Source organism: Anaeromassilibacillus sp. 1001302B_160321_C8, assembly GCF_015554745.1.
Classification (GTDB): Bacteria; Bacillota; Clostridia; order Oscillospirales; family Acutalibacteraceae; genus Anaeromassilibacillus; species Anaeromassilibacillus stercoravium.
Genome location: NZ_JADNJD010000001.1, coordinates 126,135 through 152,566, shown reverse-complemented (window position 1 = coordinate 152,566; position 26,432 = coordinate 126,135). Strand labels below are relative to the sequence as shown.

At 55.5% G+C, this 26,432-nt stretch carries 28 protein-coding genes and 2 other annotated features; of the genes, 10 read left to right on the top strand and 18 right to left on the bottom strand.

From position 1 onward, the window contains the following. Positions 1-18: 18 nt before the first annotated feature. The 3 genes from I2E77_RS00650 to I2E77_RS00640 are packed head-to-tail and all read right to left on the bottom strand — an operon-like array spanning position 19 to position 4,510. A complete protein-coding gene (locus tag I2E77_RS00650) occupies positions 19-2,724 on the bottom strand; it encodes an AAA family ATPase (protein ID WP_195450410.1) in 2,706 nt (901 codons plus the stop codon). Then, entirely contained in the window at positions 2,721-3,851 is a 1,131-nt protein-coding gene (locus I2E77_RS00645; RefSeq protein ID WP_195450409.1) for an exonuclease SbcCD subunit D, read from the bottom strand. The genes I2E77_RS00650 and I2E77_RS00645 overlap by 4 nt, the downstream gene beginning before the upstream one ends. Then, entirely contained in the window at positions 3,848-4,510 is a 663-nt protein-coding gene (locus tag I2E77_RS00640; protein WP_087229958.1) for a metallophosphoesterase, read from the bottom strand. The genes I2E77_RS00645 and I2E77_RS00640 overlap by 4 nt, the downstream gene beginning before the upstream one ends. 184 nt (positions 4,511-4,694) lie before the next feature. Here I2E77_RS00640 and I2E77_RS00635 point away from each other — a divergent pair, with 184 nt between their 5' ends. The 3 genes from I2E77_RS00635 to I2E77_RS00625 all read left to right on the top strand — a co-directional run bounded on the left by I2E77_RS00635 (position 4,695) and on the right by I2E77_RS00625 (position 7,384). After that, on the top strand, positions 4,695-6,047 hold the full coding sequence (locus I2E77_RS00635) for a D-alanyl-D-alanine carboxypeptidase family protein (protein WP_087229955.1): 1,353 nt from the start codon (positions 4,695-4,697) through the stop codon (positions 6,045-6,047). A gap of 136 nt (positions 6,048-6,183) precedes the next feature. After that, entirely contained in the window at positions 6,184-6,591 is a 408-nt protein-coding gene (locus I2E77_RS14205; protein WP_087229953.1) for a DUF2752 domain-containing protein, read from the top strand. A 316-nt stretch (positions 6,592-6,907) separates the two neighbouring features. Further along, positions 6,908-7,384 (top strand): CD225/dispanin family protein, encoded by a 477-nt coding sequence (locus I2E77_RS00625; RefSeq protein WP_087229950.1) that lies wholly within the window; start codon positions 6,908-6,910, stop codon positions 7,382-7,384. A gap of 186 nt (positions 7,385-7,570) precedes the next feature. Here the strand turns inward: I2E77_RS00625 and rplL are convergent, their stop codons facing one another. The 8 genes from rplL to I2E77_RS00585 all read right to left on the bottom strand — a co-directional run bounded on the left by rplL (position 7,571) and on the right by I2E77_RS00585 (position 12,295). Continuing rightward, positions 7,571-7,948, bottom strand: coding sequence for a 50S ribosomal protein L7/L12 (rplL, locus tag I2E77_RS00620; protein ID WP_082402120.1), 378 nt, complete (start codon positions 7,946-7,948; stop codon positions 7,571-7,573). Positions 7,949-8,013: 65 nt separating this feature from the next. Further along, positions 8,014-8,547 carry a 50S ribosomal protein L10 gene (gene rplJ / locus I2E77_RS00615; RefSeq protein ID WP_191362320.1) on the bottom strand — a complete coding sequence of 178 codons (534 nt, stop codon included), beginning with the start codon at positions 8,545-8,547 and terminating at the stop codon, positions 8,014-8,016. Positions 8,548-8,588: 41 nt separating this feature from the next. Next, positions 8,589-8,747, bottom strand: a sequence feature (ribosomal protein L10 leader region). 57 nt (positions 8,748-8,804) lie between these two features. Then, positions 8,805-9,506 carry a 50S ribosomal protein L1 gene (gene rplA / locus I2E77_RS00610; protein ID WP_087229944.1) on the bottom strand — a complete coding sequence of 234 codons (702 nt, stop codon included), beginning with the start codon at positions 9,504-9,506 and terminating at the stop codon, positions 8,805-8,807. 55 nt (positions 9,507-9,561) lie between these two features. Continuing rightward, entirely contained in the window at positions 9,562-9,987 is a 426-nt protein-coding gene (gene rplK / locus I2E77_RS00605; protein WP_087229941.1) for a 50S ribosomal protein L11, read from the bottom strand. A 185-nt stretch (positions 9,988-10,172) separates the two neighbouring features. After that, entirely contained in the window at positions 10,173-10,694 is a 522-nt protein-coding gene (gene nusG, locus I2E77_RS00600) for a transcription termination/antitermination protein NusG (RefSeq protein ID WP_087230305.1), read from the bottom strand. Positions 10,695-10,715: 21 nt separating this feature from the next. After that, the gene (secE, locus tag I2E77_RS00595) at positions 10,716-11,027 is read right to left on the bottom strand and encodes a preprotein translocase subunit SecE (RefSeq protein WP_087229938.1); all 312 of its coding nucleotides are present in this window, start codon (positions 11,025-11,027) and stop codon (positions 10,716-10,718) included. A 20-nt stretch (positions 11,028-11,047) separates the two neighbouring features. Next, positions 11,048-11,197 carry a 50S ribosomal protein L33 gene (gene rpmG, locus I2E77_RS00590; protein ID WP_054323564.1) on the bottom strand — a complete coding sequence of 50 codons (150 nt, stop codon included), beginning with the start codon at positions 11,195-11,197 and terminating at the stop codon, positions 11,048-11,050. A gap of 312 nt (positions 11,198-11,509) precedes the next feature. Next, positions 11,510-12,295 carry a DUF7674 family protein gene (locus tag I2E77_RS00585; RefSeq protein ID WP_087229937.1) on the bottom strand — a complete coding sequence of 262 codons (786 nt, stop codon included), beginning with the start codon at positions 12,293-12,295 and terminating at the stop codon, positions 11,510-11,512. A 308-nt stretch (positions 12,296-12,603) separates the two neighbouring features. Here I2E77_RS00585 and I2E77_RS00580 point away from each other — a divergent pair, with 308 nt between their 5' ends. From I2E77_RS00580 to I2E77_RS00560, 5 genes are read left to right on the top strand one after another with little or no spacing between them, the layout of a single operon-like run. Next, entirely contained in the window at positions 12,604-13,671 is a 1,068-nt protein-coding gene (locus I2E77_RS00580; RefSeq protein WP_195450408.1) for a D-alanine--D-alanine ligase family protein, read from the top strand. 24 nt (positions 13,672-13,695) lie between these two features. Continuing rightward, on the top strand, positions 13,696-14,508 hold the full coding sequence (murI, locus tag I2E77_RS00575) for a glutamate racemase (RefSeq protein ID WP_087229931.1): 813 nt from the start codon (positions 13,696-13,698) through the stop codon (positions 14,506-14,508). Positions 14,509-14,531: 23 nt separating this feature from the next. Next, positions 14,532-14,993, top strand: coding sequence for a DUF1934 domain-containing protein (locus I2E77_RS00570; RefSeq protein WP_087229928.1), 462 nt, complete (start codon positions 14,532-14,534; stop codon positions 14,991-14,993). Beyond that, a complete protein-coding gene (gene argS / locus I2E77_RS00565; protein WP_195450407.1) occupies positions 14,962-16,656 on the top strand; it encodes an arginine--tRNA ligase in 1,695 nt (564 codons plus the stop codon). Before I2E77_RS00570 ends, argS begins: the two co-directional genes overlap by 32 nt. Positions 16,657-16,693: 37 nt before the next feature. Further along, on the top strand, positions 16,694-17,920 hold the full coding sequence (locus I2E77_RS00560) for a homocysteine S-methyltransferase family protein (RefSeq protein ID WP_191405354.1): 1,227 nt from the start codon (positions 16,694-16,696) through the stop codon (positions 17,918-17,920). A gap of 125 nt (positions 17,921-18,045) precedes the next feature. Here I2E77_RS00560 and I2E77_RS00555 read toward each other — a convergent pair whose 3' ends face one another. After that, a complete protein-coding gene (locus I2E77_RS00555) occupies positions 18,046-18,390 on the bottom strand; it encodes a hypothetical protein (RefSeq protein WP_195450406.1) in 345 nt (114 codons plus the stop codon). Between the two features lie 14 nt (positions 18,391-18,404). After that, positions 18,405-19,271, bottom strand: a complete 867-nt coding sequence (gene rsmA, locus I2E77_RS00550; RefSeq protein WP_191405355.1) for a 16S rRNA (adenine(1518)-N(6)/adenine(1519)-N(6))-dimethyltransferase RsmA — start codon at positions 19,269-19,271, stop codon at positions 18,405-18,407. Positions 19,272-19,553: 282 nt separating this feature from the next. Here rsmA and I2E77_RS00545 point away from each other — a divergent pair, with 282 nt between their 5' ends. After that, entirely contained in the window at positions 19,554-20,042 is a 489-nt protein-coding gene (locus I2E77_RS00545; RefSeq protein ID WP_087229914.1) for a deoxycytidylate deaminase, read from the top strand. A 54-nt stretch (positions 20,043-20,096) separates the two neighbouring features. On the opposite strand, the gene I2E77_RS00540 is transcribed toward I2E77_RS00545, so the two are convergent. The 5 genes from I2E77_RS00540 to I2E77_RS00520 all read right to left on the bottom strand — a co-directional run bounded on the left by I2E77_RS00540 (position 20,097) and on the right by I2E77_RS00520 (position 25,229). Further along, positions 20,097-20,444, bottom strand: a complete 348-nt coding sequence (locus tag I2E77_RS00540; protein ID WP_087229910.1) for an AzlD domain-containing protein — start codon at positions 20,442-20,444, stop codon at positions 20,097-20,099. Beyond that, on the bottom strand, positions 20,441-21,130 hold the full coding sequence (locus I2E77_RS00535) for an AzlC family ABC transporter permease (protein ID WP_195450464.1): 690 nt from the start codon (positions 21,128-21,130) through the stop codon (positions 20,441-20,443). Before I2E77_RS00535 ends, I2E77_RS00540 begins: the two co-directional genes overlap by 4 nt. Before the next feature lie 80 nt (positions 21,131-21,210). Next, positions 21,211-22,284, bottom strand: coding sequence for a 3-isopropylmalate dehydrogenase (gene leuB / locus I2E77_RS00530; protein ID WP_195450405.1), 1,074 nt, complete (start codon positions 22,282-22,284; stop codon positions 21,211-21,213). Positions 22,285-22,464: 180 nt separating this feature from the next. Next, complete coding sequence (gene leuA / locus I2E77_RS00525; protein WP_191362326.1) at positions 22,465-24,177, bottom strand: 2-isopropylmalate synthase; 1,713 nt, start codon at positions 24,175-24,177, stop codon at positions 22,465-22,467. A gap of 51 nt (positions 24,178-24,228) precedes the next feature. Continuing rightward, positions 24,229-24,457, bottom strand: a binding site (T-box leader). Positions 24,458-24,494: 37 nt separating this feature from the next. Next, complete coding sequence (locus tag I2E77_RS00520; protein ID WP_087229901.1) at positions 24,495-25,229, bottom strand: histidine phosphatase family protein; 735 nt, start codon at positions 25,227-25,229, stop codon at positions 24,495-24,497. Positions 25,230-25,587: 358 nt separating this feature from the next. On the opposite strand from I2E77_RS00520, the gene I2E77_RS00515 reads away from it, so the two are divergent. Further along, the gene (locus tag I2E77_RS00515; protein ID WP_191395115.1) at positions 25,588-26,328 is read left to right on the top strand and encodes a helix-turn-helix domain-containing protein; all 741 of its coding nucleotides are present in this window, start codon (positions 25,588-25,590) and stop codon (positions 26,326-26,328) included. Positions 26,329-26,432 lie beyond the last annotated feature (104 nt).

The window sequence follows — 26,432 nt, the reverse complement described above, 5'->3', positions numbered from 1 at the left end:
CTGTTGCTATAAACAAACTTATGCGGTTCGAATCCGGACCGTACTGCCGCCGTCCCGGTCTTTCCCAACAATAATCTGCGCTGCGATGCGGTTTTTGAGCTCGCTGACATGGGAGATGATCCCGATGGTACGCCCCATGTGCTGCAATTGCGCCAACGCCTTCATCGCGGTGTCCAGCGTCTCCTGATCCAGCGAACCGAAGCCCTCGTCGATGAACAGGGAATCCAAATGGACCCCGCCGGAGTAGCTCTGCACCACGTCGGAGAGGCCAAAGGCCAGCGACAGGGAAGCGAGAAACAGCTCCCCGCCGGAGAGCGTCTCCACCGCGCGCGCCCCACCGGTATAGGCGTCGATGACCTCCAGGTCCAATCCGCCCAAAGCATTTCCGCTGGTCGTTCCTACCACACGGCTGAGGCTGTACCTTCCAGAGCTCAATGTGGCAAAGAACTGGTTGGCCGAAGAGAGGATGTCGTCCAGCATCACGCCCAAGACGAACTGATGCAGCGGGACTTTACATGCATTTTTGCCCGACAGGAGCGCTGCCAGACGGTTGGTGCGCCCATATTCCTCCTCCAACTTTTTCCCTTTTTCCTCCAACTTGCGCAGGCGCCCCAGCGATTCCTTTGCCGCAAGAGCCGTTTGCTCCAGCTTCCCGACGGCCTGGGCGGCCTGGGCGGCGGCCTCCTGCGCCTGCGCTTGCCTTTTCCGCTGGGCATTGAGATCCGGCTGTTCCTTACCCGACAGTTCCCTCTGCAAGCGGCTGATCTGCTGGTCGGCGCTTGCTACGGCGGCGGCGTAGGCTTGTATGGTGTGTTCCAGGGATTCCATCCGCTCCGGGGAAAGCAAGAGGGAGGCATAGTCCACCTGCTGTTCGAAGCCGGATTCCTCCAGCGCCTGTTGCAGCCTCCGCGCTGCGGCGTTCTCCGCTGCTTGCGCCTCCCGATGCGCCTGTGCAGCGCTGTCGCATACGGCTTTTGCCGTTGCCGCGGCCCGCTGCGCCGCGTTCGCACGCCCTTCGATTTTGCCCGCTGCATCGGTGTTTTTCTTTTCCTGCAAACGCACCTCCGTCAGCCGTTGATCGATCGCAGGCAATTCCCGCAGCTCGCCCAGTTTGTCCAACACCTCGCGCTCTGCGGATGCCTGTGCTTGCTGCTCGCTGCGCAGGGAAGCGATCTTTTCGTTGGACTGGGAAAGATCTTCCTTCGCCTGTTCGCGCTGTTCCCGGCGCTGCTGGAGCCGTTTTTGCGCGCTTTCCAGCATGTCCGCCGCTTTGCGCGCCCGTTTGAGTGCGTCCTGGGCCTCTTGCAGCCGCTTGCTCGGCTGTGCCGGGTGGGGATGATGCACAGCCCCACAGACCGGGCAAGGTTCCCCTTCCTCCAAGTGTACGGCCAGAGCCGCTGCAGCGTCCTGATCCATCAATTGCTGTACCTGTTCCAGCAGGCGCGGCAGCAGGGAAATTTGCTTTTGTGCGTTCTCTATGTATGCATTCCCATCGGCCAGCTGGCGGTCCGCCGTTTCCAAACGCGCCTGCGCCTCTGCCCGCTGCTTTTCCAACAAAGCCATCCGCTTCGCATGTTCCGTCCGCTGTTTTTGAAGCGCCTGCCACTTGAGCGCATGCTCCCGCAGGTTGCGCAAGCGCTCCTCTTCCTTTGCCAGCTCCGGCAATTGGGAACGGTAGCGCTCCGCCAAGGGAAGCTGCGCCTGGGCCGCCTTGCATTCGGCCTCCGCTTTTACCAGATTCTGTTGCGCCGCCGCATGTGCTTGCCGTTTTGTGAGCAACTCCTTCTGCGCCGCCTGATGCGCTGTGAAATAGGGGTATACCCCCGCGGCACGGCGGGCCTGGGCCAAACGGCGGCGATTCGCTTCCATTTCTTCCTGCTTTTGTTCCAATATCTTGCGCTGGGTCTGCTGCTGCTCCAAGGCAGCAAAGCGCTCAGAAAGTGCCTCTGCCGCCCGCAAAGCTGCATTTTCGTTTTGGAATGCCTTTTCCGCGGCCTCCTGCGCCGCCTTGGCCTGAACCAACTGTTCGCGCAGGGCGGCCTCCTTCTCTTCAAGGAGTGGAAGGGTCCCTACTCCTTCCCGTTCCAAAATGGAGCGCTTTGCCGCCTCGAGCTCGCCCGCCTGTTTGCCAAGCACGGCGGCCATCTCCTTCAAATTGCGCGCCGCACGCTCCCAGCGCCCCGTTGCAAAGAGCGTTTGGAACATCTGCGCTTTATCGCGCGAACTGGACAGGAGCAGCTTTAAAAAATCCCCCTGCGGCAACACAATGACCTGGGAAAACTGCTCGCAGGTGAGGCCCAAGATTTCCTCCGCCTTCTCCCGGACGCGGGACTCCGCACCGGAAAGCAGAAGCTCCCATTCGCCGCCCTCCATCCGGTAGCAGGCGTGCGTCTCCTTTGTCTTGAGCGCGCCGGTTCCACGCGCGGCGTATTGGGATTGCGAGCGCGTAAAACGGTACGTCGTGCCCGCCAACTGGAAGATAAAATCGACCATGGTTTCCGCGCCCTTCGGAGCTGCGGCGCAGCGCATGCTGCCCCAGCTGCGCCGTCCGCCGGTCGCTTTGCAGTAGAGGGCAAAACACATGGCGTCCAGGATGGTGGTCTTTCCCCCGCCGGTCGCCCCGGTAATCAAAAAGATGGGATTGTCCCCCAGCGCGCGGAAATCCACGGTTGTCTGCTTCAAATAGGAGCCAAACGCCTGCATGGTCACAGAGATTGGTTTCATGTTTCCTCCCCCTCCCCGCGCATTGCCTGCAAAAACAGGTTCCGATCTGCCGCATCGGGGTCCAAGCCACAGATTTGCTTGAGGAACGCTTCAAAAATGGAGGCATCGTCCGTCCTATGGTGCAGCAATTGCTCCCGCAGCCCGGCGCTTTCCCCGGCCCCCGCGCGGGAAAGCCATTGCGAATTGATCCCCAAAAGGTTGGGAAAATAGGGGCGCAGACGATCCATGGGCATGTACACCGGGGAGTCGTCCAGTAATTCTACATAGAGATAATCCTCGCTGGATGCCCGTTTTCCCAGCTCCAAAAGCTCCTCCATTGTACCGGAAAGGGTCCGCAGGTCGCGCAATGGCTCCACAGGGATGGCTTCGCTTTTGACCTGCTCCTCCTCGAATGTGACCATCGTCACCGACTTTCGGTGATGCGCCTCGTCAAAAGAGTACTTGAGCGGGGAACCGGCATAGCGGCCATTTGGCCCCGCCTTCTGCGCCCGGTGAAGATGGCCCAGGGCCACATAGGAAAAGCCCTCGAAACATGCGGGGCTGACCTCGGAGCTTCCCCCGACAAAAGTAGGGCTTTCCGAGGCAGAGGTCTCCCCGCCCATCACAAAGCAGTGTGCGGCGAGCACATTGACCGCGCCAGGGACAAAGCGCTCCCGCACCCGGTCTAATACGGCACGGTAGGCCTCCTGGAACCCCCGCACGTCCACTCCCAGCACCTGCCGCGCCTGGGCGGGCTCGAAGTAGGGCAATAAATAGCAATGTACGCGCTCGGAAAGCAAAACCGGCTGAAAGGCATCTTCCAGCTTTGTGGCGATGGCCACCCCGTTCTCGCGCAGCAGAGGCGCCCCCAGCGCCATGCGGTCGGCGCCATCGTGATTGCCGCTGATGACCGCAAGCGGTACTCCCAGCCTGTGGGTCTCCTCGATAAAATGGTCAAACAGCTGGATCGCCTCCACCGGCGCAATGGGCCGGTCAAAGACATCGCCCGCCAGCAGAATCAAATCGGGGTGTTCCCGCTCCACAAGGGGCAGGAACACCCGGTCGACAAAATATGTCTGATCCTCTAAGAGGGAGCGCCCAAAGAGCATCTTTCCCAAATGCCAGTCGGACGTATGCAGAATCCTCATAGCGGTACGACCTCGTTGAACACCGCATAGGTTTTCGCCGTAATCTTGCGGTCGATATGGAGCGAACCGAAGAACCACTTGTCGTACTGGACACGCTTGACCAGCTCGTCGAAGAAGGCATCCAGCTGGTTGGTGGTGTCCTTTGGGTTGACCTTGTGCGCCGGCATCCCGGGGGCAGGTTCATGCGTGAGGATGTAGTCCACCTGAAACTGGTTGGCGCGCAGGTTATCCACCGCTGTGCGCATTTCCTCCAGGCCGGGCATCTCCTGTTCCCACCATTTTCCCGCCTCTATGTACATCTGCTTTTCCGTGCTCTCCCCGCCGCCAAAGGTAAAGATCTTCTTGCCTTCCAGCTCGTAGACCTGGCCGCGCATCAGGTGGTACAAGTTCCCGCTGATTTGCTGTACTTTCCCGCCGTTCCAATCTGTGATGGGATATTTTTCCAACAGGTCAAAATTCTCGTGCGTCCCGTCCACAAACAAAATCTGATACTTCTTACTGCCAAGCTTTTTCAGGTTCTTTTCCTCTTTCGCCCCGCCGTCCCAAAGAAAGCCGAAATCGCCGCAGACAATCAGCGTATCGCCTTTTTTCAACTTGCGTATCCGGGAATCCTCAAACCGGGCCATCTCCCCATGCATATTTCCGGTAATATAAAGCAAAGAGCTTCCCTCCTTTGTCCTCTGTCAAATTGCCAATTGTAAAGATTTTTTGATCAGCCTTTATCTTTTGCCCAATAGCTGGTATACTTTTTTATAAGGCTATTTTATGCAATCGATGATGCATGTGCGCTGCACAACGATGCTATATATTTTATTATCATATCACATTGGAGGCAAAAGTTCCATGAAAAAAAAGCTCTTTCCCATTCTGTGTTTCTTTTTGGTGCTGTGCTCTATGCTTCCAGCAGCCCAGGCGAGCGCCGCTACCTTTAATATTGATTTTGAAACCTATTCGGCTGCTATCGAGCTGGTGAACCTGGATACGGATACGATCGTCTACCAAAAAAATGCCACAGCCCGGCGGGAGCCTGCTTCTACCACCAAGATCATGACCTTTATCATCGTCAGTGAGCAAATCCAGGATCTCGACAACACCCAAGTTACCGTGACCAAGGAGGTCGTCGACCAACTGCTGGGCACGGGAAGCTCCCTTTCCGGGATTAAGGAAGGCGATGTCCTTACGGTGATGCAGCTGCTCAATTGCATGATGGTCCCTTCCGGAAATGACGCTGCCCTGGTGTTGGCGGATTACGTGAGCAACGGCAACGTTGCCGCCTTTGTTGAGCTGATGAACCAAAAGGCACAGGAGCTTGGCTGCCAGGACACCCATTTCACCAACCCGCATGGGCTGCATGACGACGAACACTATACTACCGCGCACGATCTCTATCTCATTACCAAATACGCGATGTCCCTGCCGCATTTTACGGACATCTGTGACCAGACCCGCTATACCTATACCCCGGTCGGCGGCCCGGAGGCCGGGCAAGAGCGCACGCTGGTGACCACCAACCGCCTGATCGATCCAAACCTGGACCCAGACCTCTATTACCGCTATGCACGCGGCATCAAAACCGGCTCGCATGACCAGGCGGGGTATTGCCTGGTCTCCACCGCGACGAGGGGCGGTTATAGCTATATGTGTGTTGCCTTGGGCTCGCCCAGTGTGGATGAAAACGGCAATAAAATCTCGACCCGCGGTGAGATGATCGATTCCAAGAATTTATACGAATGGGCGTTTAACAGCCTCAGCATGAAGGATGTTTTAAACAGCGAAGACGCGGTCGGGGAAATCGACCTGAAATACGCCTGGAACAAGGATAAGCTGTTGCTGGTGCCTGCCAAAAACTATTCCACCATTATGCCGGACAGCGTAGACGTATCCAGCATCATCCTGACCAAAAATGTCCCTGAGGAAATTGAAGCCCCCGTCAAGAAGGGGCAGAAAATCGGCACAGCGACCTTGAGCTACGCGGGACAGGATCTCGCCACGGTCGATCTGGTGGCAGCGGAGTCAGTGGAGCGCAGCGAGCTGTTGCATTCTGCGGATACCGTTAAGTCGATCTTTACCTCCACTTGGTTCCTCGTGATCGCCGGCATCATTCTCTTCCTACTTCTCATCTATGTGGTCCTTGCATTGATTTATAACCGTAAGAAAAAGAATCTCCGCAAAATTAAGAAATATCGCCGTATGTAATGCATATGTATTTGCTAGAAACCTTTAAAATAGTCAATAATAACTATTTTACTCTTAAATCTCCGAGATATATTTGACATTTTTGAGTAAAAATGCTATATTAATTGTGAACAAATTGTTTAAGGGAGCATGGTCTATGAAGCCAAGTCGTTCCCGTTGCTTGCGGGCGCTTGTAGGAATTGGCGCTCCCTTGGCGGCCTTGGGAGGCCTATTCTATCTTTATCATTATGGAAGCCCGTTTGTTTGCGTGTTCTACCAGTTGACGGGCCTTTACTGCCCAGGCTGTGGGGCTGGACGCGCATTGTCCTCGCTGATTCATGGGGACATCCTTGCGGCCCTCCACTATAATGCCTTCTTCTTGCTGGTTTTCCCTTTTATCGTGTATTATCTGGTAAAGCAATACATCCATTTTGTCTTTCAAAAGGACCCACTGCCGTTTTTTCGTATTCGCCTATCGGTGTACAATAGCGTTATGCTGTTGATCATTCTCTTCTGGATTCTGCGAAACATTCCTGTGTTTCCTTTTTCCTGGTTGGCGCCTTGATAATCGTCTCCGAAAAAGCGCGGGATCTCCCCTCCATGTGGAAGAAATCGATACAGGGTATACCGGTGTTCGATTCTCTGACAGAACTACAGTACATATATGGATAACCGAAAAGCTTTTTAAAAGGGAAGCAGATTGGCTGCCGCAGACATCCGGATATCCTATTTTTTCACCTTAAGATAGTACCCAAAGGCGGAAATATCCCAATCGTCTCGATGGTACCCCACACGATTGTTGGATCTGACTCTATTTTTCGCTTAGTAGGTTCCCTATCCAGTATAAGAATCTTTTATATTTTTAGCAGGAGGAAAAGAACATGAAGAATTGTCCAAAATGTGGCAGCCCATTGCCGGAAGGCGTAAAATTCTGCCCGACGTGCTCGTATGACCTGGGGAAACAGCCCGACACCGTTGAGAATACAGCCCAAACAGAACCCTATGTAAAAGCGCCCTCGGATTCCCAGCAGCCAAATAGCAATACCCCGCCTCAGGGATACAATGCGCAGCCTTCCCAGCAGCCGCCTGTCTATACCCCCTATCCGGCGGTCCCGAACAATGGCAACCCCAAAAATTATACTGGCCTGTTGGTCTGGTCCATCGTCAATTTGGTTTGCTGCTGCCTGCCATTGGGCATCGTTGGCCTGGTTTTCACGGTCACTTCCAAGAACGAAATGACGGCGGAAGCACAGGAAAAGAAACTCAAGAATGCATTTATCTGTAACCTTATCGGCACAATCGTCGGCTTTGTTGTCGAGATCATTTGGGTATTCCTCAACATTATTCTTGCGTTCTAAAACCTGTCCCCTAATTGAAAATGGGAATTTTACAGAACTGCGGCAGAATACCTCTTTAAAGGAGGGGATTCGTCTGGGAAAGTTCCCTCATAGCCAAATCCCCGGCAAAGCCGGGGATTTTTTTGCAACAAAAAACCTGTCTGTGGAGTTAATCCACAGACAGGTTTTCTTCTTGTGAAAAAGAAATTACTTTACTTCGACTTCTGCGCCAGCCTCGGTCAGCTTCTTGCTGATTGCGTCCGCATCGTCCTTGGAAACGCCTTCCTTAACAGCCTTCGGTGCGTTGTCAACAACTTCCTTCGCTTCCTTCAGGCCCAGGCCGGTGATCTCGCGGACAACCTTGATGACCGCGATCTTGTTGCCGCCAGCGCTCTTCAGCACGACGTCAAACTCGGTCTTCTCTTCAGCAGCCGGAGCAGCGCCCGCAACCGGAGCAGCAGCAACAGCAACCGGAGCAGCAGCGGAAACGCCGAACTCCTCTTCGAGAGCCTTAACGAGCTCGGAGAGCTCCAGAACGGTGAGTGCCTTAACATCTTCAATCAGCTTAACAACTTTATCAGACATGATAATACCTCCACATTTTTCAATTTAAATTTTGTGCGCCTGCGGCGCTGGACAAATAAAAACGATTATGCATTCGCAGCCTGTTTCTCTGCGATGGCATTCAATGCGACAACCAGGCCCTTCATCGTGCCATTCAAGACCGTGACGAAGCCGGTGATCGGCGCATTCAAGCCGGACAAAGCCTGTGCGACCAAGACTTCCTTGGACGGGAGCTTTGCAAGGCTCTTAACTGCCTCTACATCGATGACCTTTCCGTCTACGAAACCAGCCTTGATTTCAAACGTCTTGCTCTTATCGGCAAAATCGCACAGAGCTTTTGCGCTGCCGGTGTAGTCATCTTTGCTGAGAGCAATTGCAGTCGTGCCCTCCAGGACGGAGTCCAGACCTTCAATCCCAGCATCCTTCAAGGCCAGCTTCAACAACGTGTTCTTGACAACCTTGTACTCGCCGGTCTCACGCAGCTGCTTACGAAGCTTTGTATCCTCCGCAACAGTGATGCCCTTATAATTGACGATCACGCCGATGCAGGAGTTCTTCAGGCTCTCGGAAAGTTCCGCAACGATTTGCTTCTTTTGTTCCAATACCTTCTCGCTTGGCAAATGGATTCACCTCCGTAACCAAAATTACATTCCCATGGGGACGGAGCAAAGAAAAAGCCCTTCCCAAACCGGGAAGGGCATAAAACACATTTTTACGCTGTACAAGCCAGCAAAACATGTTCTGTAGCTCTATCCTCGGCAGGCTGGGAAACCCCATTACGCAATGCGCCTGCTGTCTTTGAATAAAGGACAGCAACGAATTCGCTTTCCAAATTGCGGGAAAGCAGTATTTATCTTAACACAGGGAATCGCCCTTGTCAAGCACCAGCGCCAACTTTGTTCGGGTTCATCTTGACGCCCGGGCCCATCGTGGTAGCGACCACACAGGAACGGATATACTGGCCCTTTGCAGCAGCCGGCTTCGCCTTGATGATGGCGCCGATGAGTGCATCGAAGTTCTCTTCCAGCTTCTGAGCGCCGAAGGAGACCTTACCAATGACGCAGTGGATGATGTTGGTCTTATCGAGGCGGTATTCGATCTTACCGGCCTTTGCGTCTGCGATTGCCTTGCCGATTTCGCGGGTAACCGTACCAGCCTTCGGGTTCGGCATCAAGCCGCGGGGACCGAGGATCTTACCGAGGCGGCCAACCAGACCCATCATATCCGGAGTCGTGATCAGCACGTCAAAATCCATCCAGTTCTCGCTCTGGATCTTCTGCACCATCTCTTCTGCACCGACAAACTCTGCGCCAGCCGCTTCCGCGTCCTTTGCAGCGTCGCCCTTGCAGATTGCCAGAACGCGCACGCTTTTACCAGTGCCGTTCGGCAGAACGATGGCGCCGCGGACCTGCTGGTCCGCATGACGGCTGTCAACGCCCAGTTTGACATGGACTTCCACCGTCTCGTCGAACTTCGCGGTGGAAGTCTTTACGCAGAGTTCCAGCGCTTCGTTCGTATCATAGAACTTAGAACGGTCGATCAGCTTTGCGCTGTCGACATATTTTTTACCGTGTTTCATTGGTTTTCCTCCCTATTGAGTGGTAAAATCGGATTTGTTCCTCCCACCCGGGTGATCAATCTACGACTTCGATGCCCATGCTGCGTGCAGTGCCCGCGATCATGCTCATGGCAGATTCGACGGAAGCAGCGTTGAGGTCGGGCATTTTCTGTTCGGCAATCTTCTTGACCTGCTCACGGGTAATCTTTGCAACCTTTTTCTTATTCGGCTCGCCCGATGCGGTTTCAATTCCGCAGGCCTTCTTGATGAGAACAGCCGCAGGCGGCGTCTTGGTGATAAACGTAAACGAACGGTCCGCATAGACCGTGATGACGACAGGGATAATCAGTCCCGCGTCTCCCTTTGTACGCTCGTTGAATTCCTTTGTGAACGCCATAATGTTGACGCCATGCTGACCGAGAGCCGGTCCAACAGGCGGCGCCGGCGTTGCTTTGCCAGCCGGTATCTGGAGCTTAATCAAGCCCGTAACCTTTTGAGCCATTATTTGCACCTCCAAAATTTGTGGTAAATGGCGGAACAGGCGTTTCACCCGTTCCTCCCACAGGGGAAGCTTCTGTTCCTGCTCCCCAGGGGACTTCGTCCCTCATAATAAGCGGTTCCCCGCATATTACCATCTTATCAGCGCGCTGGGAGCCGCCCAGCGCCCGGACCTTCCGGAAAAGGCCCTTAATCCATTGTTTCCGCCTGGTCGAGCTCCAGCTCCACCGGCGTTTCACGTCCAAACATACTCACCGTAACGCGGACGCGGTTCTTTTCCAGGTCGACTTCCTCCACGGTGCCGACAAAGCCCTCCAAAGGACCATCGACGATCTGGACGGAATCGCCTACGTCATAGTTGACTTCCACCTCGCGCTTCTCCACTCCAAGCCGCGCCACCTCTTCGTTGGTGAGCGGGATCGGTTTGGAGGACGGCCCGACAAATCCGGTACATCCGCGGATATTGCGCACAACATACCAGGACTCGTCCGTCAGAACCATTTTGACCAGAACATATCCGGGAAAGATCTTGCGTTCCACATCGCGCTTTTTGTTATCCTTGATCTCGGTAACCGTTTCCGTGGGCACGCGGATCTCCTGGATCAGATCCTGCAATTGACGGTTCTCAACCGTTTTTTCAAGGTTGGATGCCACTTTGTTTTCATACCCGGAATAGGTATGAACAACGTACCATTTTCCTTCTTCGGGCATAACCATTCCTCCGCTTCCTGCTTAGGCGATATTCATAATCAATCCCAGCAGGTTCATGAATGCGGTGTCCAAGCCAAAAATGACCAGGCCGACGACGATGATCGTCACCAGGACAACACCTGTGTTTTTAAACACAGACTTTGGGGTTGGCCACACAATTTTTTTGACCTCGTTTTTGACATCGCGAAGGAACTTGCCTGTGTTCTTGAAAAAGCGGACAAATACATTTTCTTTTTTGTTCTCTTTCTTGTCCGACTTTTCCGTCTTTGCCGGCTTTTCAGCTTTAACAGCCTGTTCGGTGTCTTTGACGGTCTTCTCGGTATTCTCTGGCATTTTCTGTCCCTCCGTCCGGCTTACTTCGTTTCCTTATGAAGCGTGTGCTTCCTGCAGAAACGGCAGTACTTGTTCATCTCAAGTCTGTCCGGATCATTCTTCTTGTTTTTCATTGTGTTGTAGTTGCGCTGTTTGCACTCTGTGCAGGCTAATACGATTTTCACTCTCATGACGGCACCTCCCGTTATACGGAACAATTTTCAAGGACCTGTGCGGCTGCACAGCTCCCCGGACCCACTTTTTACAGGTCCACAGCCTCCCTCAAAAAAGGGTACAAAAAAAGAACCCCAATTCATGAGGTAAGATTACTATACCATACCCGCGCCCGGCGGTCAAGGGATTTTTCGAAAAACCTGCGAAAATTCCGCATGTTTCCTAGAGATTTCAGGCCTGAAACAAGGCATGCGCCGCTGGGGACATTCCAAATGTAGGTCCCCAACGGCGCAATGTTTCCGTTTTAAGGCCCTGAAAACCAGGCGCCCTTACCGCAGGTCGTTCAATGTCTCTGCAGAATATTTCTTTTGTTTCTTCTTCTTTTCCGGTTTCACCGTTTTCCCGCGGTACTTTTTACCCGCGCGGTATGCCTCTTGCAGCTCCTTGCGGAACTGCGGCACCATCTTCTGCTCCACCGTTTCCGGATCGTGTATCCCGTTCAGCAATACGATCGTGATGATCGAGCGCACATCCATGTCGCCTGCGGCATACATATCCCCCAGGATATCGCAAAGGCGCTTGATCTGCTCCGGCCTTCCTGAGGATAGGAGCGATTCGATCTTGGGCAGCACGTGCTCCTTTGCAAAGGTCACGCCGCGCACCATACCGTACCAGGAGCGTTCCTCTGTGATCTCTTCGCGCAGATCCGGGAAAATTCCTACAAGGCGGTTGTAGAAGAACAACGGGTCCGCATTGCTTTCGCCGCCCTTTGCCTTGCGCTTTGCCGTCTGCACGGCAGCCACGCGGCGGGGGCCCTCGATGGTCTCGACAAAGTCGTTGGCAATGCTCTCCGCTTCGGCGAGCGGCCGCTCTTCCGGCTCAAACAGCCACCGGGAAAGGATCTTCCATTTCTCGTCGGGGCCATCGTCCGTCATTGCGCAGGCCCGCAGCTCAAACTGCTTCTTCTCTTCGTCAAAAAAGACGCTGTACGCCACGCTCTCGCCGACAAACAGCGCCGTGGTTTCATTCTCGCCGTCCTTGTCCCGCTGGAACCCCTGCGGGGTGAGCGCTGCGCCCGTCTTCTCTACAATCAGGTCAAATGCCTTCTGATCCAACAATTATCACTCCTGCTCTATCAAAGCCGGTGTTTTCCTTCCATGCTCCGGCTGTTCTGATCCGTATTTGTGTTGATTATACTACATATTTATTTTTTTGTCACCATACTATTTATCGTTCCTACACCGCTTCCCTTGGCGAATTATGGGCGAAATACCCAGCAATTTTTCTCAGCCGCCTGCGGCGTTGGCAAATGTAGTGATTGCGCAGATGGTAGCCGTGTGTTATCATATATATTCAAGGGTCCGCGTGATCAAAAGCACATTCGAAACACGCGAGTCCCCGAACAATCAGGAGGTAATATCGTATGGAAAAACGCAGGATTGCCGTGATTTTCGGCGGATGTTCCTCGGAGCATGAGGTCTCCCGACTTTCTGCAAAATGCGTTATTGATAACATTCCAAAAGAAAAATATGAAATCATTCTCATTGGCATCGACAAGGCCGGCCGCTGGTTCCTGACCGACAGCAATACGGACGACATCGCAAGCGGCGCATGGGAGCAAAACCCTCGCAACCGCGTTGCGTTCCTCTCGCCGGACCGCTCTGTGGGCGGGCTGGTTGCCCTCGACGGCGGCCATGCCTGTGAGATTATCAAGGTGGACGTTGTGTTCCCGGTTTTGCACGGCAAAAACGGCGAGGACGGAACCATCCAGGGGCTGTTCCAAATGGCCGGCATCCCCTTTGTCGGCTGCGGCACGCTGGCCTCCGCCGTCTGCATGGATAAGGCGGTCACCCGCGCCCTGTTGACCGGGGCGCGCATCCACCAGGCAAACTACCTCTGGTTCTTCGCATGCAACTACGCCGGAGAAGGCGTGGGGAAAATCAAGCGCAAGGTCGAAGCGCGCCTCGGCTATCCGGTCTTTGTGAAGCCGGCAAATGCCGGTTCCTCGGTGGGCGTGAGCAAGGTGGAATCCGAAGCAGAATTGGACGCCGCGGTCGCCAAGGCTGCACATGAAGACAGCAAGGTGGTCATCGAAGAATGCATCGTGGGCCAGGAAGTCGAGTGCGCGGTGATGGGCAACGAGGTCCCGAAGGCCTCCATCGTGGGCGAAATCGCCCCCTCCGCCGACTTCTACGATTACGACGACAAATACAAGAACGGCACCTCCCAGCTCTATATCCCCGCGCACCTGGCGCCAGAGGTTGCCGACGAGCTTCGCCACATTGCGGAGCGTGCCTACCGGCTGCTGGGCTGCACCGGCCTGGCCCGCGTGGACTTCTTTGTGCGCGGCGGGAACGAAATCCTGCTCAATGAGCTCAATACCCTGCCGGGCTTTACCTCCATCAGCATGTACCCTAAGCTCTGGGAGGCGTGCGGGGTTTCTATCCCGGAGCTGCTGGAGCAGCTGATTCAACTCGCATTTCAAAAATAAGGCCGGAAGGGATAAGGAATAACAATGGATAACCGACCAATCGGCGTATTCGATTCCGGGCTCGGCGGCCTGACCGCGGTCAAGGAGCTTCTGGAGATCATGCCGCAGGAAGACATCGTCTATTTTGGCGACACCGGGCGTGTGCCCTATGGCTCCCGCAGCCAGGAAACCCTTATAAAATACGCAGCGCAGGACATTCACTTCCTGGAAGAAAAGCAAGTGAAAATGATTGTCATCGCCTGTGGGACCATCAGCTCCCTTGTTGGACGCCTGAAAAAGCCGCAGGACCTTCCAATCATCGACGTCCTATACCCTACAGCCCTCGCCGCTTCGCTTGCTACGCACAACAAGCGCGTCGGCGTGATCGGAACCTCCACAACGATCCACAGCGGTTCCTACCGCCGGGTGCTCGCGGAAATCGACCCACAGATCCAAGTGTTTGACCGCGATTGCCCGCTTTTCGTCCCGCTGGTGGAAAGCGGCTTTATCGAAGAGGACGAACCGGTAACCCGCCTGGTGGCGGAGCGCTATCTCGGCGAACTGCGGGACGCTGGGGTGGATACCCTCATCATGGGCTGTACCCATTATCCCATCATCAGCCGGATCATCGGTTCCATCATGGGCAAGGGGGTTACGCTGATTAACAGCGGGCGGGAAACCGCGTTTTGCTGTAGGAAACAGCTGGAAGAAAGCGGCCTGCTTTCCGGCCGGACCTCCAAAGGACAGTGTTCCTATTATGTGAGCGACCGAATGGCGGATTTCTCCAAGATCGCGGGCATTTTTCTCGGCCGGGACATCGGGCAGGAGGTCCACCAGATCGACATCGACCGCTATTGACCCATTCGAGGGGGAATGTAAAGATGCAGGAAAATTATCTGATTTCTATCTTAGGCCGCCAACAGGTGGACGGGGAAACCGGGGAAGTCCAGGTGACCACGCTCGGTTCCTATGTAAAAAAAGGGAAAAACCGATATATTACCTATAAAGAATACGACAGCGAAGTCAATGGGAAACCGGTGACCTCCGTGCTCAAGGTGGAAGGGAACGACAAAGTGACCCTCATGCGCGGTGCGGGGAGCACCCGCCTGGTGCTGGAAAACGGCAAGCGCCACCTCTGCCAGTACGACACCGGCTATGGAAACATGATGATTGGGATCTTCACCAGCCAGCTTCACTCCAACCTGACGGACGAAGGCGGCAAGCTGGAGGTGCGCTATACGCTGGACATCAATTCCAACCTGTCCAGCTCCAATGAAATTTTGATTACCATCAAGGAGGCAGAAAATAAAGATGTCGAAACTCGTGCAACAGGCGACCACTGAACTGAGGAATACCATCCGCTCGGCCATGGAAAAGGCCTGCGCCAACGGCGAACTGCCGCAGGCGGATATCCCCGAATTTTCCATTGAGGTCCCCGCGGACCGGGCCCACGGCGATTGGGCCACCAACGCCGCCATGGTAAGCGCGCGTGCATTCCATGCAGCGCCCCGCAAAATCGCGGAGGCAATCACAAACAACCTGTCCCTGGACGGCACCTATTTTGACCGCTTCGAAATCGCAGGACCCGGCTTCATCAACTTTTTCCTGAGCAAGCAGTTCTATGTAGACGTGCTCAAGGATATTGAAGCGCTCGGCACGGAATACGGCCGCAGCGACTACGGGCAGGGCAAAAAGATCATGGTCGAATTTGTCTCCGCCAACCCGACCGGCCCCATGCACATGGGCAACGCGCGCGGCGGCGCCCTTGGCGACTGCCTAGCGGCTGTGCTGGATGCGGCGGGTTACTTCGTATGGCGCGAATTCTATGTAAACGACGCGGGCAACCAGATCGAAAAATTCGGCAATTCCCTGGAAGCACGCTATTTGCAGATTTATAAAGGCGAGGACGCCGTGGAATTCCCGGAGGACGGCTACCACGGCGACGACATCAAGGAGCGCGCCGCGCAGTTTGCGGAGGAATTCGGCGACCGCTATGTGGATGCAGCGCCGGAAGACCGCCGCAAGGCCCTGGTGGAGTTTGCACTGCCGCGCAACATTGCGAAGATGAAAGCTGACCTCGCCAAATACGGCATCCAATACGACGAGTGGTTCTTGGAAAGCAAGCTGCACAACGACGGCGAGCTGGAGGAGACCATTCAGATTCTGAAAGACAAGGGCCTGACCTACGACAAGGAGGGCGCGCTTTGGTATCGCGCAACCACCTTTGGCGCGGAAAAAGACGAGGTGCTGGTCCGTCAGAACGGCAACCCCACCTATTTTGCCGCAGACATCGCATACCACCGCAACAAATTCGCCAAGCGCGGCTTTGACCGCTGCATCGACGTTTGGGGCGCCGACCACCACGGCCATGTGGCCCGTATGAAGGCCGCCATGGACGCCGTCGGGCTGGACGGCAGCAAGCTGGACATTGTTTTGATCCAGCTGGTGCGGTTGGTCCGCAATGGGGAAGTGGTGCGCATGAGCAAGCGCACCGGCAAAGCCATCCAACTGGCCGACCTGCTGGACGAAGTGCCCGTGGATGCCGCGCGTTTCCTGTTCAACATGCGCGAAGCGACCTCCCAGATGGATTTTGACCTCGACCTTGCGGTCCAGCAGGATGCACAGAACCCGGTCTATTATGTGCAGTATGCGCACGCGCGCATTTGCAGCATTTTGAAGGCGCTCAAAGCCGAGGGCATTGAACCGCGCGCCTGCACCGATGAGGAGCTCGCCCTTCTGAATACGCAGGAGGAGATCGACCTCATCCGCCATCTCTCCGCCTATACGGATGAGATCGTCGCAGCGGCCAAGGACTATGACCCCGCTCGTATCACGCGCTACGTCATCACGCTGGCCAATCTGTTCCATAAATTTTACAATACCTGCCGCGTAAAGGATGAAGAGGATCACCTCCGCGCCGCGCGCATCTGCCTGTGCGAGGCAGCCGCAACGGTCATCCGGAACGTGCTGTCCCTGCTGAAGATTTCAGCGCCCGAATCCATGTGATTCCGGTTCAAACGAAGCCTTACAGGAGAACAAAACCATGGAAGATTTCCCTTATCCGTTACCTATGTTGTTGGACGGCGCCACCGGTACTGCATTAGAAGCAGCCGGTATGCCGGCAGACATATACCGCCCCGGCGGTTCCGGCGCAGAACAGTGGATTTTGCAGCATCCCGATGCCCTGCGGTCGTTGCAGAACGCATACATCGATGCGGGCTCCCAAGCGGTCCTCGCCCCGACGTTTGGGGCGAACGCCTCGCTGCTCGCCGCCTACGGCCTGGAAGGGCGCGTGGCAGAGCTCAACGCCGAATTGGTCCATTTGACCCAAAGCGTTGCAAAACCGCGCGGGGTCCTGGTGGGCGGAAGCGTCTGTCCCAGCGGCCTGTTTGTCCCACCGTATGGGGAAGCCGATTTTGACGACATCTATGATTTATACCGCCAGCAGATCCGGGCCTTGGACAAAGCGGGGGTGGATTTCATCGCCATCGAATCGCAGACCTCCCTGGCCGACATGCGTGCCGCCGTGCTCGCGGCGCGGACGACCGACCTGCCGGTGTTTGTCACGATCGCTGTGGACGAAAGCGGCCACACGGTGACTGGGAGCTCCCTGCTCCCGGTGGTCATCACCCTACAGGCCATGGGCGTGGACGCCATCGGGCTGAATTGCCTGCTGGACCCCATGCTCCCGCTGATCGAGGAAGTCCGCCTGCATACGGCCGTTCCCATCATTGCAAAGCCGGATGTGCGAAGCTCGGACGAAACGCTCCTCACGCCGGAATCGTTTGCGCAAAAGATGCGCTTATTGATGCAGGCCGGCGCGCGCATTGTCGGCGGGCATGATGATTCGACCCCGGAACATATCGCGGCCTTAAAAGAGGTCGTGCAGGAGTTTGGCGAACCGGAAATCCCGGAGGAGCCCGACTGTTACGCCGCTACCATTGAGACGGAGGCGTTCTTCCTCGGCGACGACATTGCGTTCAGCGAACCTCTGGCCTGTACCAGCCATTTGGCCGACGATCTGATCGATCTCGAAGACGACCGCTGCAACACGGCCCTGGTGGAAGTGGAAAGCCTGGACGACGCTTTGCTCCTTGCGGAAAACAGCGGTATGACCCGCCTTCCCATCGCCGTGCATTGCGACAGTGCGCCGGTCTTGGACGCCGCCCTGCGGTACTTCCAGGGGCGTTTGATCGTCGATAGCGAATGCCAGATTGAGGATGAGGTACTGGAACCTCTTGCGGCCAAATATGGCGCCATTCTTTATTAATATCGTTTACCTAAATATAATTTTCCAAAAAATACGCCCCGAAGCCGGTGAAAAAACTGCTTCGGGGCGTATCATTTTGTAAAGCAAAGCGGCGCGCGATTTTTGTTGGGCCACCGCCTCTATATTCATTTGTTCTCCGCTTCCGGGTGTTCCATGGATGGATCTGCGGAGAAGGAATCATCCTCTAAGGGCATATGCAGGGGTTCCACCGTCTCCATTTGGGCGCTTTCCTCGGACTCCCCCTGGTTTGGCAGGGATTCCCCGCCGCCCGGCGCTGTCTTTTTCCTTACCGGCGGGACTTCATTCCAGCTACAAAACGCCAAGTAGATCCCCATACACGCCAGGATAATGGCGACCACCGAACAGGCGACAGACCAGATCTCTACCCCGACGGGCCCAAGGATCATGGCGACCACACAGAAGATCATTCCGATTTCAAAAAAGATAAACGCAAGTTTATGATCGGACATCGTTGTGCCTCCCATCATTTCGACTCGATGGCACAGCAGAGAGCGGCCAGCTGCTCCATCGAAAGCTGCTCTGCACGGGCGGTCGGGGAGATTCCCGTGGTTGCGCAGGCGTTGGACACCTGCTCCTTGGGAACCGATAAGCCCGCGGACACGGCGTTCAGAATGGTCTTGCGCCGCTGGCCGAACGCCGCTTTCACCAGGGCAAAAAAGCGTCTCTCATCCGGCACATAGATCGGCGGCTGCTCCCGCACATCCAGCCGGATGACGGTGGAATCCACATTCGGCGGCGGCAGGAAGCTTCCCCGGGACACCTGGAACAGTACGCGCGGTTCGGCGTAATACTGCACCGCTACGCTTACCGCGCCGCAGGCCCGCGTGCCCGGCGGCGCACACAACCGCTGCGCGGCCTCCTTCTGCACCATCACCGTCAATGCCCGGATGGGCAACCGCTCCTCCAGCAGCCGCATGATGACGGGCGACGTGATATAGTACGGCAGATTTGCACACACCACCACGTCCATCCCCGCGAATTCTTCCTGTAAAAGCCGTTGCAGATCGACTTTGAGAACATCATCGTTCACCACTTTTGCATTTGGGTGATTGCCCAGCGTCTCGTGCAGCACGGGCAAAAGGCGTTTGTCGAGCTCAATGGAGACCACCTTTTCCGCACGTTTGGCTAGCTCGACGGTCAACACGCCGATGCCGGGGCCAACCTCCAACACGCCGGTGCCGGGGCCAGCCCCGCATTCCTCCGCCATGCGGGGACACACGGAAGGGTTGATGAGAAAATTTTGTCCCAGCGATTTGGAAAAGGTGAAGCCGTGCCTTGCAAGCAGCGATTTCACCGCAGATGGGTCGGACAACCTGTATGTCTCCTGCAAAACGATTTCCTCCGAACGCCCTTATAAGGGCAAATATTCCATGCCGTCCGGACCCTGCGAAAAGGGCGCGCCACAACTTCCATCGCCCTTCCTTTTCACCGTCAAATCCCAAACGGCCTGCGCTTCCACTTGTTCCAAGGGATACGGCTCCCCTCGGAAGCACATAAACGCATCCCTGTTTCCGATATTATAGCATAGAAATTCCTGGAATGCCATTGATTCCTGGACGAAAATCCCCTATCATAGAAGTGGATAAAAACAAGTAGAGAAAAGAGGGAACATATGATCCGAACAGATAAAGAAAATTATTACCTGGATATTGCGGAAACGGTCTCGGAGCGCGGGACCTGCTTGCGCCGCAACTTTGGGGCAATCATCGTCCAAAACGACGAGATCGTCGCCACCGGCTATAACGGTGCGCCGCGCGGACGAAAGAATTGCATCGACACCGGCGTTTGCATCCGGGAAGCGCTCGGCATCCCGCGCGGGGAACGCTATGAAGTCTGCCGCTCCGTCCATGCAGAGGCAAACGCGATCATCAGCGCCGCACGGCGGGAAATGATCGGTTCCACCTTATACCTGGTGGGAAAGGACGCCAAGACGGGCGAATATGTGGAAAATCCCTCAAGCTGCTCCATGTGCAAGCGGCAGATCATCAACGCAGGCATCGCCCGCGTGGTCATCCGGCTGAACAAGAAGGAGTTTGTCACCGTCCCCGTGTCCGACTGGATCGAAAACGACGAATCGCTCAACGGAACCTTTGGATATTAAAAATAAGACCATAAGAAAAGTGGACGAGCCGCGCGCATCGTCCACTTTTCCCTTTTATACCGAAAAAATCCTTGTAATCTGTTCCACCAGGAAAGCCGCTGCCGTCGCTCCCACGGCGACCGTGAGCAATCCCTTGTCTTTGTATGCCAGCACCAGGGCTACCAATAACCCTGCGGCCGCACTGACGACGCTCTGCACCGTCACCGCTTCCGCGGTGGAGAACAGGATCGCCGGAAAGGTCATGGCCGCCAGTACCGCATAGGGCACGTAGGCCAAAAAGGATCGGATAAACCGGTTTTGTATTTTCTTTTTAAAAATGGCCAACGGCAATACGCGGATGATATACGTCACCACCGCCATGATCGCCACGGAGAGCAGCACCCGCTGCAAGTCGAACGTCATCCCGTCCCACCTGCCTTTTCCGGCGCTGGCTCGTCATCGATCGGATAGCGCGCCGCCGCGTAAGCGGACACCACAACCGCGCAGATGATAATCACCCAGCCCGAGGAAATCTGGTTCAGGATGGGCAGCCACTTGAAGCAGCAGCTCAAAACCGTCGCAAGCAGCACCACCATGGCGATGGGCTTTGCCTTGCACGCAGGCGGGATGATAATCGCAATAAACATGCCGTAGATCGCAATCCCCAAGGCGTTGCGCAGGGAAGCCGGCAGAAGGCCCGTGGCGGTCGCGCCGAGCAGGGTCCCAAGGGCCCAGCCCACATAGGGCGTAATCACCAAGCCAGATAGGTATTTTGCGTTGACTTCCTCCTTTTGCTGGATGGCAACCGCAAAAATCTCATCCGTAATCCCAAAGGCCAACACCCAACGCTCCAGATTCGTCATCCGCGACTCCACCTTTTGCGAAAGGGACAGCGACATCAACATGTAGCGGATATTGATGATAAACGTTGTGACCGCAATCTCCACATATGTCCCGCCCGCCAGGATCAGCTGCGTCCCTGCCACCTGGCCCGCGGACGTCAAATTGGTCATGGAGATCAGCAGCGCCACCCATACCGGCAGCCCTCCTTGCGTCGCCATGATACCAAAGGCAAAGGATACGCTGAGATAGCCGAGGCAGATGGGCATGCCGTCCTTGAGACCCTTCCGGAAGGTCAAAGCTGTCTGTTCCACTCTTTCAATCGCTCCAACTCTTTCTGTGATCCCTCTCAAAGAAGGCTGCAAACCAGATCGCCCATCTCCGTGCAGCTGACGGTGCGGAGGCCCTCCGCCGCAATATCCGGCGTACGCGCCTGCTTCAACGCAGCGGAAACCGCATCCTCAATGGCCTGCGCCGCCTCCGGCTGATCCAACGAGTATTTGAGCATCATTCCAGCCGACAGGATGGTCGCCAGGGGGTTCGCCTTGCCCGTCCCCGCGATGTCCGGGGCGGAGCCATGGATCGGTTCGTACAAGCCCGCTTTTCCGGAGCCCAGGCTTGCGGACGCCAACATACCGATGCTGCCGCTGATCATCGAGGCCTCGTCGGAGAGGATGTCCCCGAAGATATTCGATGTGACGATCACGTCAAACTGCTGCGGGTTGCGCACCAGCTGCATGGCACAGTTGTCCACATACATATTGCTGAGCTCTACATCCGGGTACTCTTCCGCGCCGATGCGGGCAACCGTTGCACGCCACAACCGGGAGGATTCCAAAACATTTGCCTTGTCCACGCTGCACAGCTTCTTGCCGCGCTTGCGGGCCATGTCAAACGCCACGCGCGCAATGCGCTCGATCTCCGGCACGGTGTACATCTCGGTATCGTACGCCGCCGGGACGCCGTTGACCTCCTTGCGGCCGCGCTGTCCAAAATAGATGCCGCCGGTCAGCTCGCGGACCACCATCACGTCGAGCTTTCCGCCGATGATCTCCGCCTTCAGCGGGGAGGCATCGCGCAGTTCGTCAAAAATAACCGCTGGACGCAGGTTGGCAAACAGCCCCAGGGCGCCGCGGATTCCCAGAAGCCCTTTTTCCGGCCTCTGGTCCCCCGGCAGAGTATCCCATTTAGGGCCGCCCACTGCACCCAGCAGCGTGGAGTCCGCAGCTTTGCATTTGTCGATGGTCTCCTGTGGAAGCGGGGTTCCTGCCGCGTCAATCGCGCTTCCCCCCAAGAGGGCCTCCTCATACTGGATCGCAAAGCCAAACTTCTCCCCGGCTTTGTTCAACACTTTGACCGCCTGGTCAACGATTTCGGGCCCAATCCCATCGCCCTTCAACAATACAATTTTGTATGTATTCATTGAATGTACCTCCTAATTATATAACATCATTCGATCGTGTATATTCCAAATCGAACACACAAACGATTTTCTTTGCATCTCTGAATCTTTATCAGATTTTTCATCTGGCAAAACATCTTTTTAAGGTTTTAGCGGGGACAAACCCGTCTCCGCTTTCCTCTTTCGAACGGAGGGTACTCCTTACTTCGCTTCCCCCTCCGGGTCCTTTTGCTCGCTGCAAGCGCGGTTGATGGCGCAGATAATGCCTTTGATGGACGCCAAACTGATGTTGCCGTCCATACCCACACCAAAGACCGTCCTGCCATCCGGCGCAGTCAGCTGGATATACGAAATTGCCTTAGAGTCCGCGCCCTCTGAGACGGCGTGTTCACGGTAGGTGACGAATTTATAGTCGTGGATGCCCACGGTGCGCAGCGCCTTGAAGAATGCGTCGATCGGGCCGTTGCCCACCGCGCTGATCAGATGGTCCTCATGGCGGAAGCGCAGATTGCCTTCAAAGTGTACCACGGTCTCGCCTTCCGTGTCGTTTTCTTCATAGAGTTTGTATTTCTTGAGATTGTACGGATATTTGACGTCCAGATAATGGGCGCGGAAAATGTCGAAGATCTCGTTCGGCAGGAGTTCTCTGCCGGCTTCGTCGCAGGCGGCCTTGACCATCGCGCCAAACTCCGGATGCATGGCCTTGGGAAGTTCATAGCCAAAGCTCTGCTGCATGATGAACGCAGCCCCGCCCTTCCCGGACTGGCTGTTGATGCGGATGATCGGCTCGTATTTGCGTCCGACGTCCGCCGGGTCGATCGGCAGATATGGAACCTCCCAATACTGGGTATCGTGCTCGCGCATGTAGTCGATTCCCTTTTTGATGGCATCCTGATGCGAACCGGAGAAGGCTGTAAACACCAAGTTGCCCGCATAGGGATGGCGGTCATGCACCTTCATGCGGGTGCATTTTTCATAAATTTCACGGATCTCACGGATGTTGGAGAAATCCAGCTCCGGGTCCACGCCCTGGGAATACATATTCATCGCGACATTCATGATGTCCGCATTGCCCGTGCGTTCGCCGTTTCCAAAGAGGGTCCCTTCCACACGCTCCGCGCCTGCCAGGAGGCCCAGCTCGGTGGCGGCCGTCGCCGTACCGCGGTCGTTGTGCGGATGCAGGCTGATGATGACGCTGTCGCGGTTTTTGATATGGCGGCAGAAATATTCGATCTGATCCGCGTGATGGTTCGGGGTGCTCATCTCCACCGTGTTGGGGAGGTTCAGGATCAGTTTGTTCTCCGGCGTGGGCTGCAAGACGTCCATGACCGCCTCGCAGATGGCGACTGCATTGTCCATCTCAGTCCCGGAGAAGCTCTCCGGCGAATACTCATAGCGGATGTTCATCCCCGTCCTGGCGACCTCTTCGTCGGTGAGCTCTTTGATGAGCTTTGCGCCGTTGACGGCAATGTCGATGACGCCCTGCATATCGGTCTTAAACACCACTTTGCGCTGCAAAGTCGAGGTGGAATTATAAAAATGTACGATCACATTTTTGGCGCCCTGGATGGCCTCAAAGGTCTTTTTAATCAAGTGCGGGCGCGCCTGCACCAGCACCTGGATGGTCACATCGTCCGGGATCAGGTTGCGGTCGATCAGCGTGCGGCAAATCTCGTATTCCGTCTCGGAAGAGGACGGGAAGCCGATCTCGATCTCCTTAAAGCCGATGTCCACCAGCGTTTGGAAAAAGCGCAGCTTTTCCTCGAGGTTCATGGGGTCGATCAGCGCCTGGTTACCGTCGCGCAGGTCGACGCTGCACCAAATGGGCGCTTTTGTGATCACTTTATCCGGCCAGGTGCGATCCGGCAACGGGACCGGTTGAAAGGGAATATACTTGTGAAAGCCTTCGTACATAGCAATGTCCTCCTATATAGAATAAAAAAAGCCCCGAACTTTCCAACGAAAGTTCGGGGCGAATTTACAAATCCGCGGTACCACCCAAATTCAGCGCTTACGCGCCCTTCAGCCTCCAACAAGGCCTTTGCTTATAACGCAGCCATACGTCCGGTCCTACACAGCGGGTCAAACCGGCAGCTCGGGGATGAGCTATACACAAGCGCCTTTGCACCAGCTCGCACCACCCGCTGGCTCTCTGAAGAAAAAACGCAAGTCTTATTCCCGTCATCGCCTTTTCTCTATAGTATTAATATTAACGTTTCTTTCCGAAAATGTCAACCCTCCGGCGGCGCATTTTTTCCATCCAATTGTTGGCCTTTGTTGCGATAGGTCCGGTCCGCGGCCTCGCGCGCTAGGTCGATGATGAATTTTTCGTCGCCGCCCTTTGCGCTGCGTCCGGCCGGGATGGTGTCGTACACCTCTGCCACCATGGAACGCATCCAAAGGCCCGGCGTAATCCGCAGGGAATAGCCGCAGCCGTTCTCGGTCATCCAGTCATAGAAGCTGGCGCGCGGAAGGCCGTACGCAGAAAGGATGGACATCAGCGTGCCTCCATGGGCCACAACCACGGCCGATGTGGTGCCGGAGCGCATCAGCTCCTCCACCAGATTCTCAAAAGCGGCGCAGGTGCGCTGCACCAGCACGCCGGTGCTCTCGCCGTTCGGCGGGGCCACGCTGTGGCTGCTCTCCATCCATTGCAAGAAGCTGGGGTCTTCCTCGGCCAATTGCTTGGCGGTCTTTCCTTCCCAATCACCAAAGTCGCACTCCCGGAAACCGTCCACCAGCACGGGCTCTGCCTCTGGATACAGGATGCGCAGGGTGTCTATACAACGGCTCATCGGGCTGCAGTAATAGGCTTGCGCCTCGGGATACTCGTATTTTTCTTTGAGATCCTGTAAAGCCCGAATCCCCTCCGCGGCGAGCGGGGAGTCCGTCCGGCCGATGTACTGCCCCAGCAGGTTCCCCTCCGTGATTCCATGCCGGATCAAATGAATGGTATAGGATTTCATAAAACAGCGGCGGAGCCTATTGCCCGCCGTCCACCACCTTTCAAAATAACATTTCCATTGCTACTTGTTCTTGTGTCTTAGCGAGCAAATCACACTGCATCTAGTGGTTTACAAAATGTTGTATTTAGTATATACTTTACTATACGTTATTCTGCAAAAAATACGCTTTTTCGACGCGCACTGCGTGTGCCCCGGCCAAATAATGGGTCGAAATGGGGCTTTTGATCTACAGCGGAAACGCAGAGCATAAAGGATTTTGGAATTTTGCGGTTGCGCGGCTCTTGCTTATGATTTGATAGGATGCACTCGCTTTGGAGCGCGTCTTGAAATACTTTCCAACATAGGGGTGGAGAACAGCATGAACAGTCATTTTCCAAGGATTATCACGCTGCTGCGCAAGGAGCGCGGTTTAAGCCAAAAAAGCGCCGCGGAACAGCTGGGTGTTTCCCAGGCGTTGCTTTCCCACTACGAAAAGGGCATCCGGGAATGTGGGCTTGAATTCGTTGTAAAGGTCGCGGACTTCTACAACGTCTCCACCGATTATCTCCTTGGTCGCTCCCCACACCGCAGCGGCGCTATGATCACTGTGGAGGATCTCCCGGAACCGGACGCCGCTGGCAAGGAAAATGTGTTTAAGGGCAGCCTTTTGCCCACCTTAAATAAGAAGCTGATCGCCAATTCCCTGAATGTGATCTATGGCATTCTGCAAAAATGCAACAACAAGCACCTGACCACAGAGATTTCGTCCTTTTTGAGCGTTGCCGTATACAAGGCGTTCCGCCTGTTGTACTCGGCCAACGGGAAAAATCCGCAGGGCTTGTTCTCCGTCCCGCAGCGGTTGAGCGACGGCCGCTCCAATGCAGCGCAGGACGTCGCCATTTCCAATGCAGAGGCGCTCGCCTGTGGGGAAGATGTGGACGAGATGGAAGGGCTAAGGAAAGACCAAGCCCCGCTTCTCTCCCCGGAGCAGCTCTCGGAGGAATACCCGCTCTTTGCCTCTTCCCTGTTTAATCTAATCCAAAACGCGGAAGGCCGGATGGGCGGCGGGAAAAAGCCCGCAGAAAAAACGCACGCCCTGCATTCGATCGTCCGGAAGTGACCGCTGGAAATCAATCCCATTATAGCAGGAACCCTTCTAAAATGCAAACAATCGTTTGAACGCCGTCCCACAGAACGTGGAACGGCGTTTTTGCGTCTTCTTTA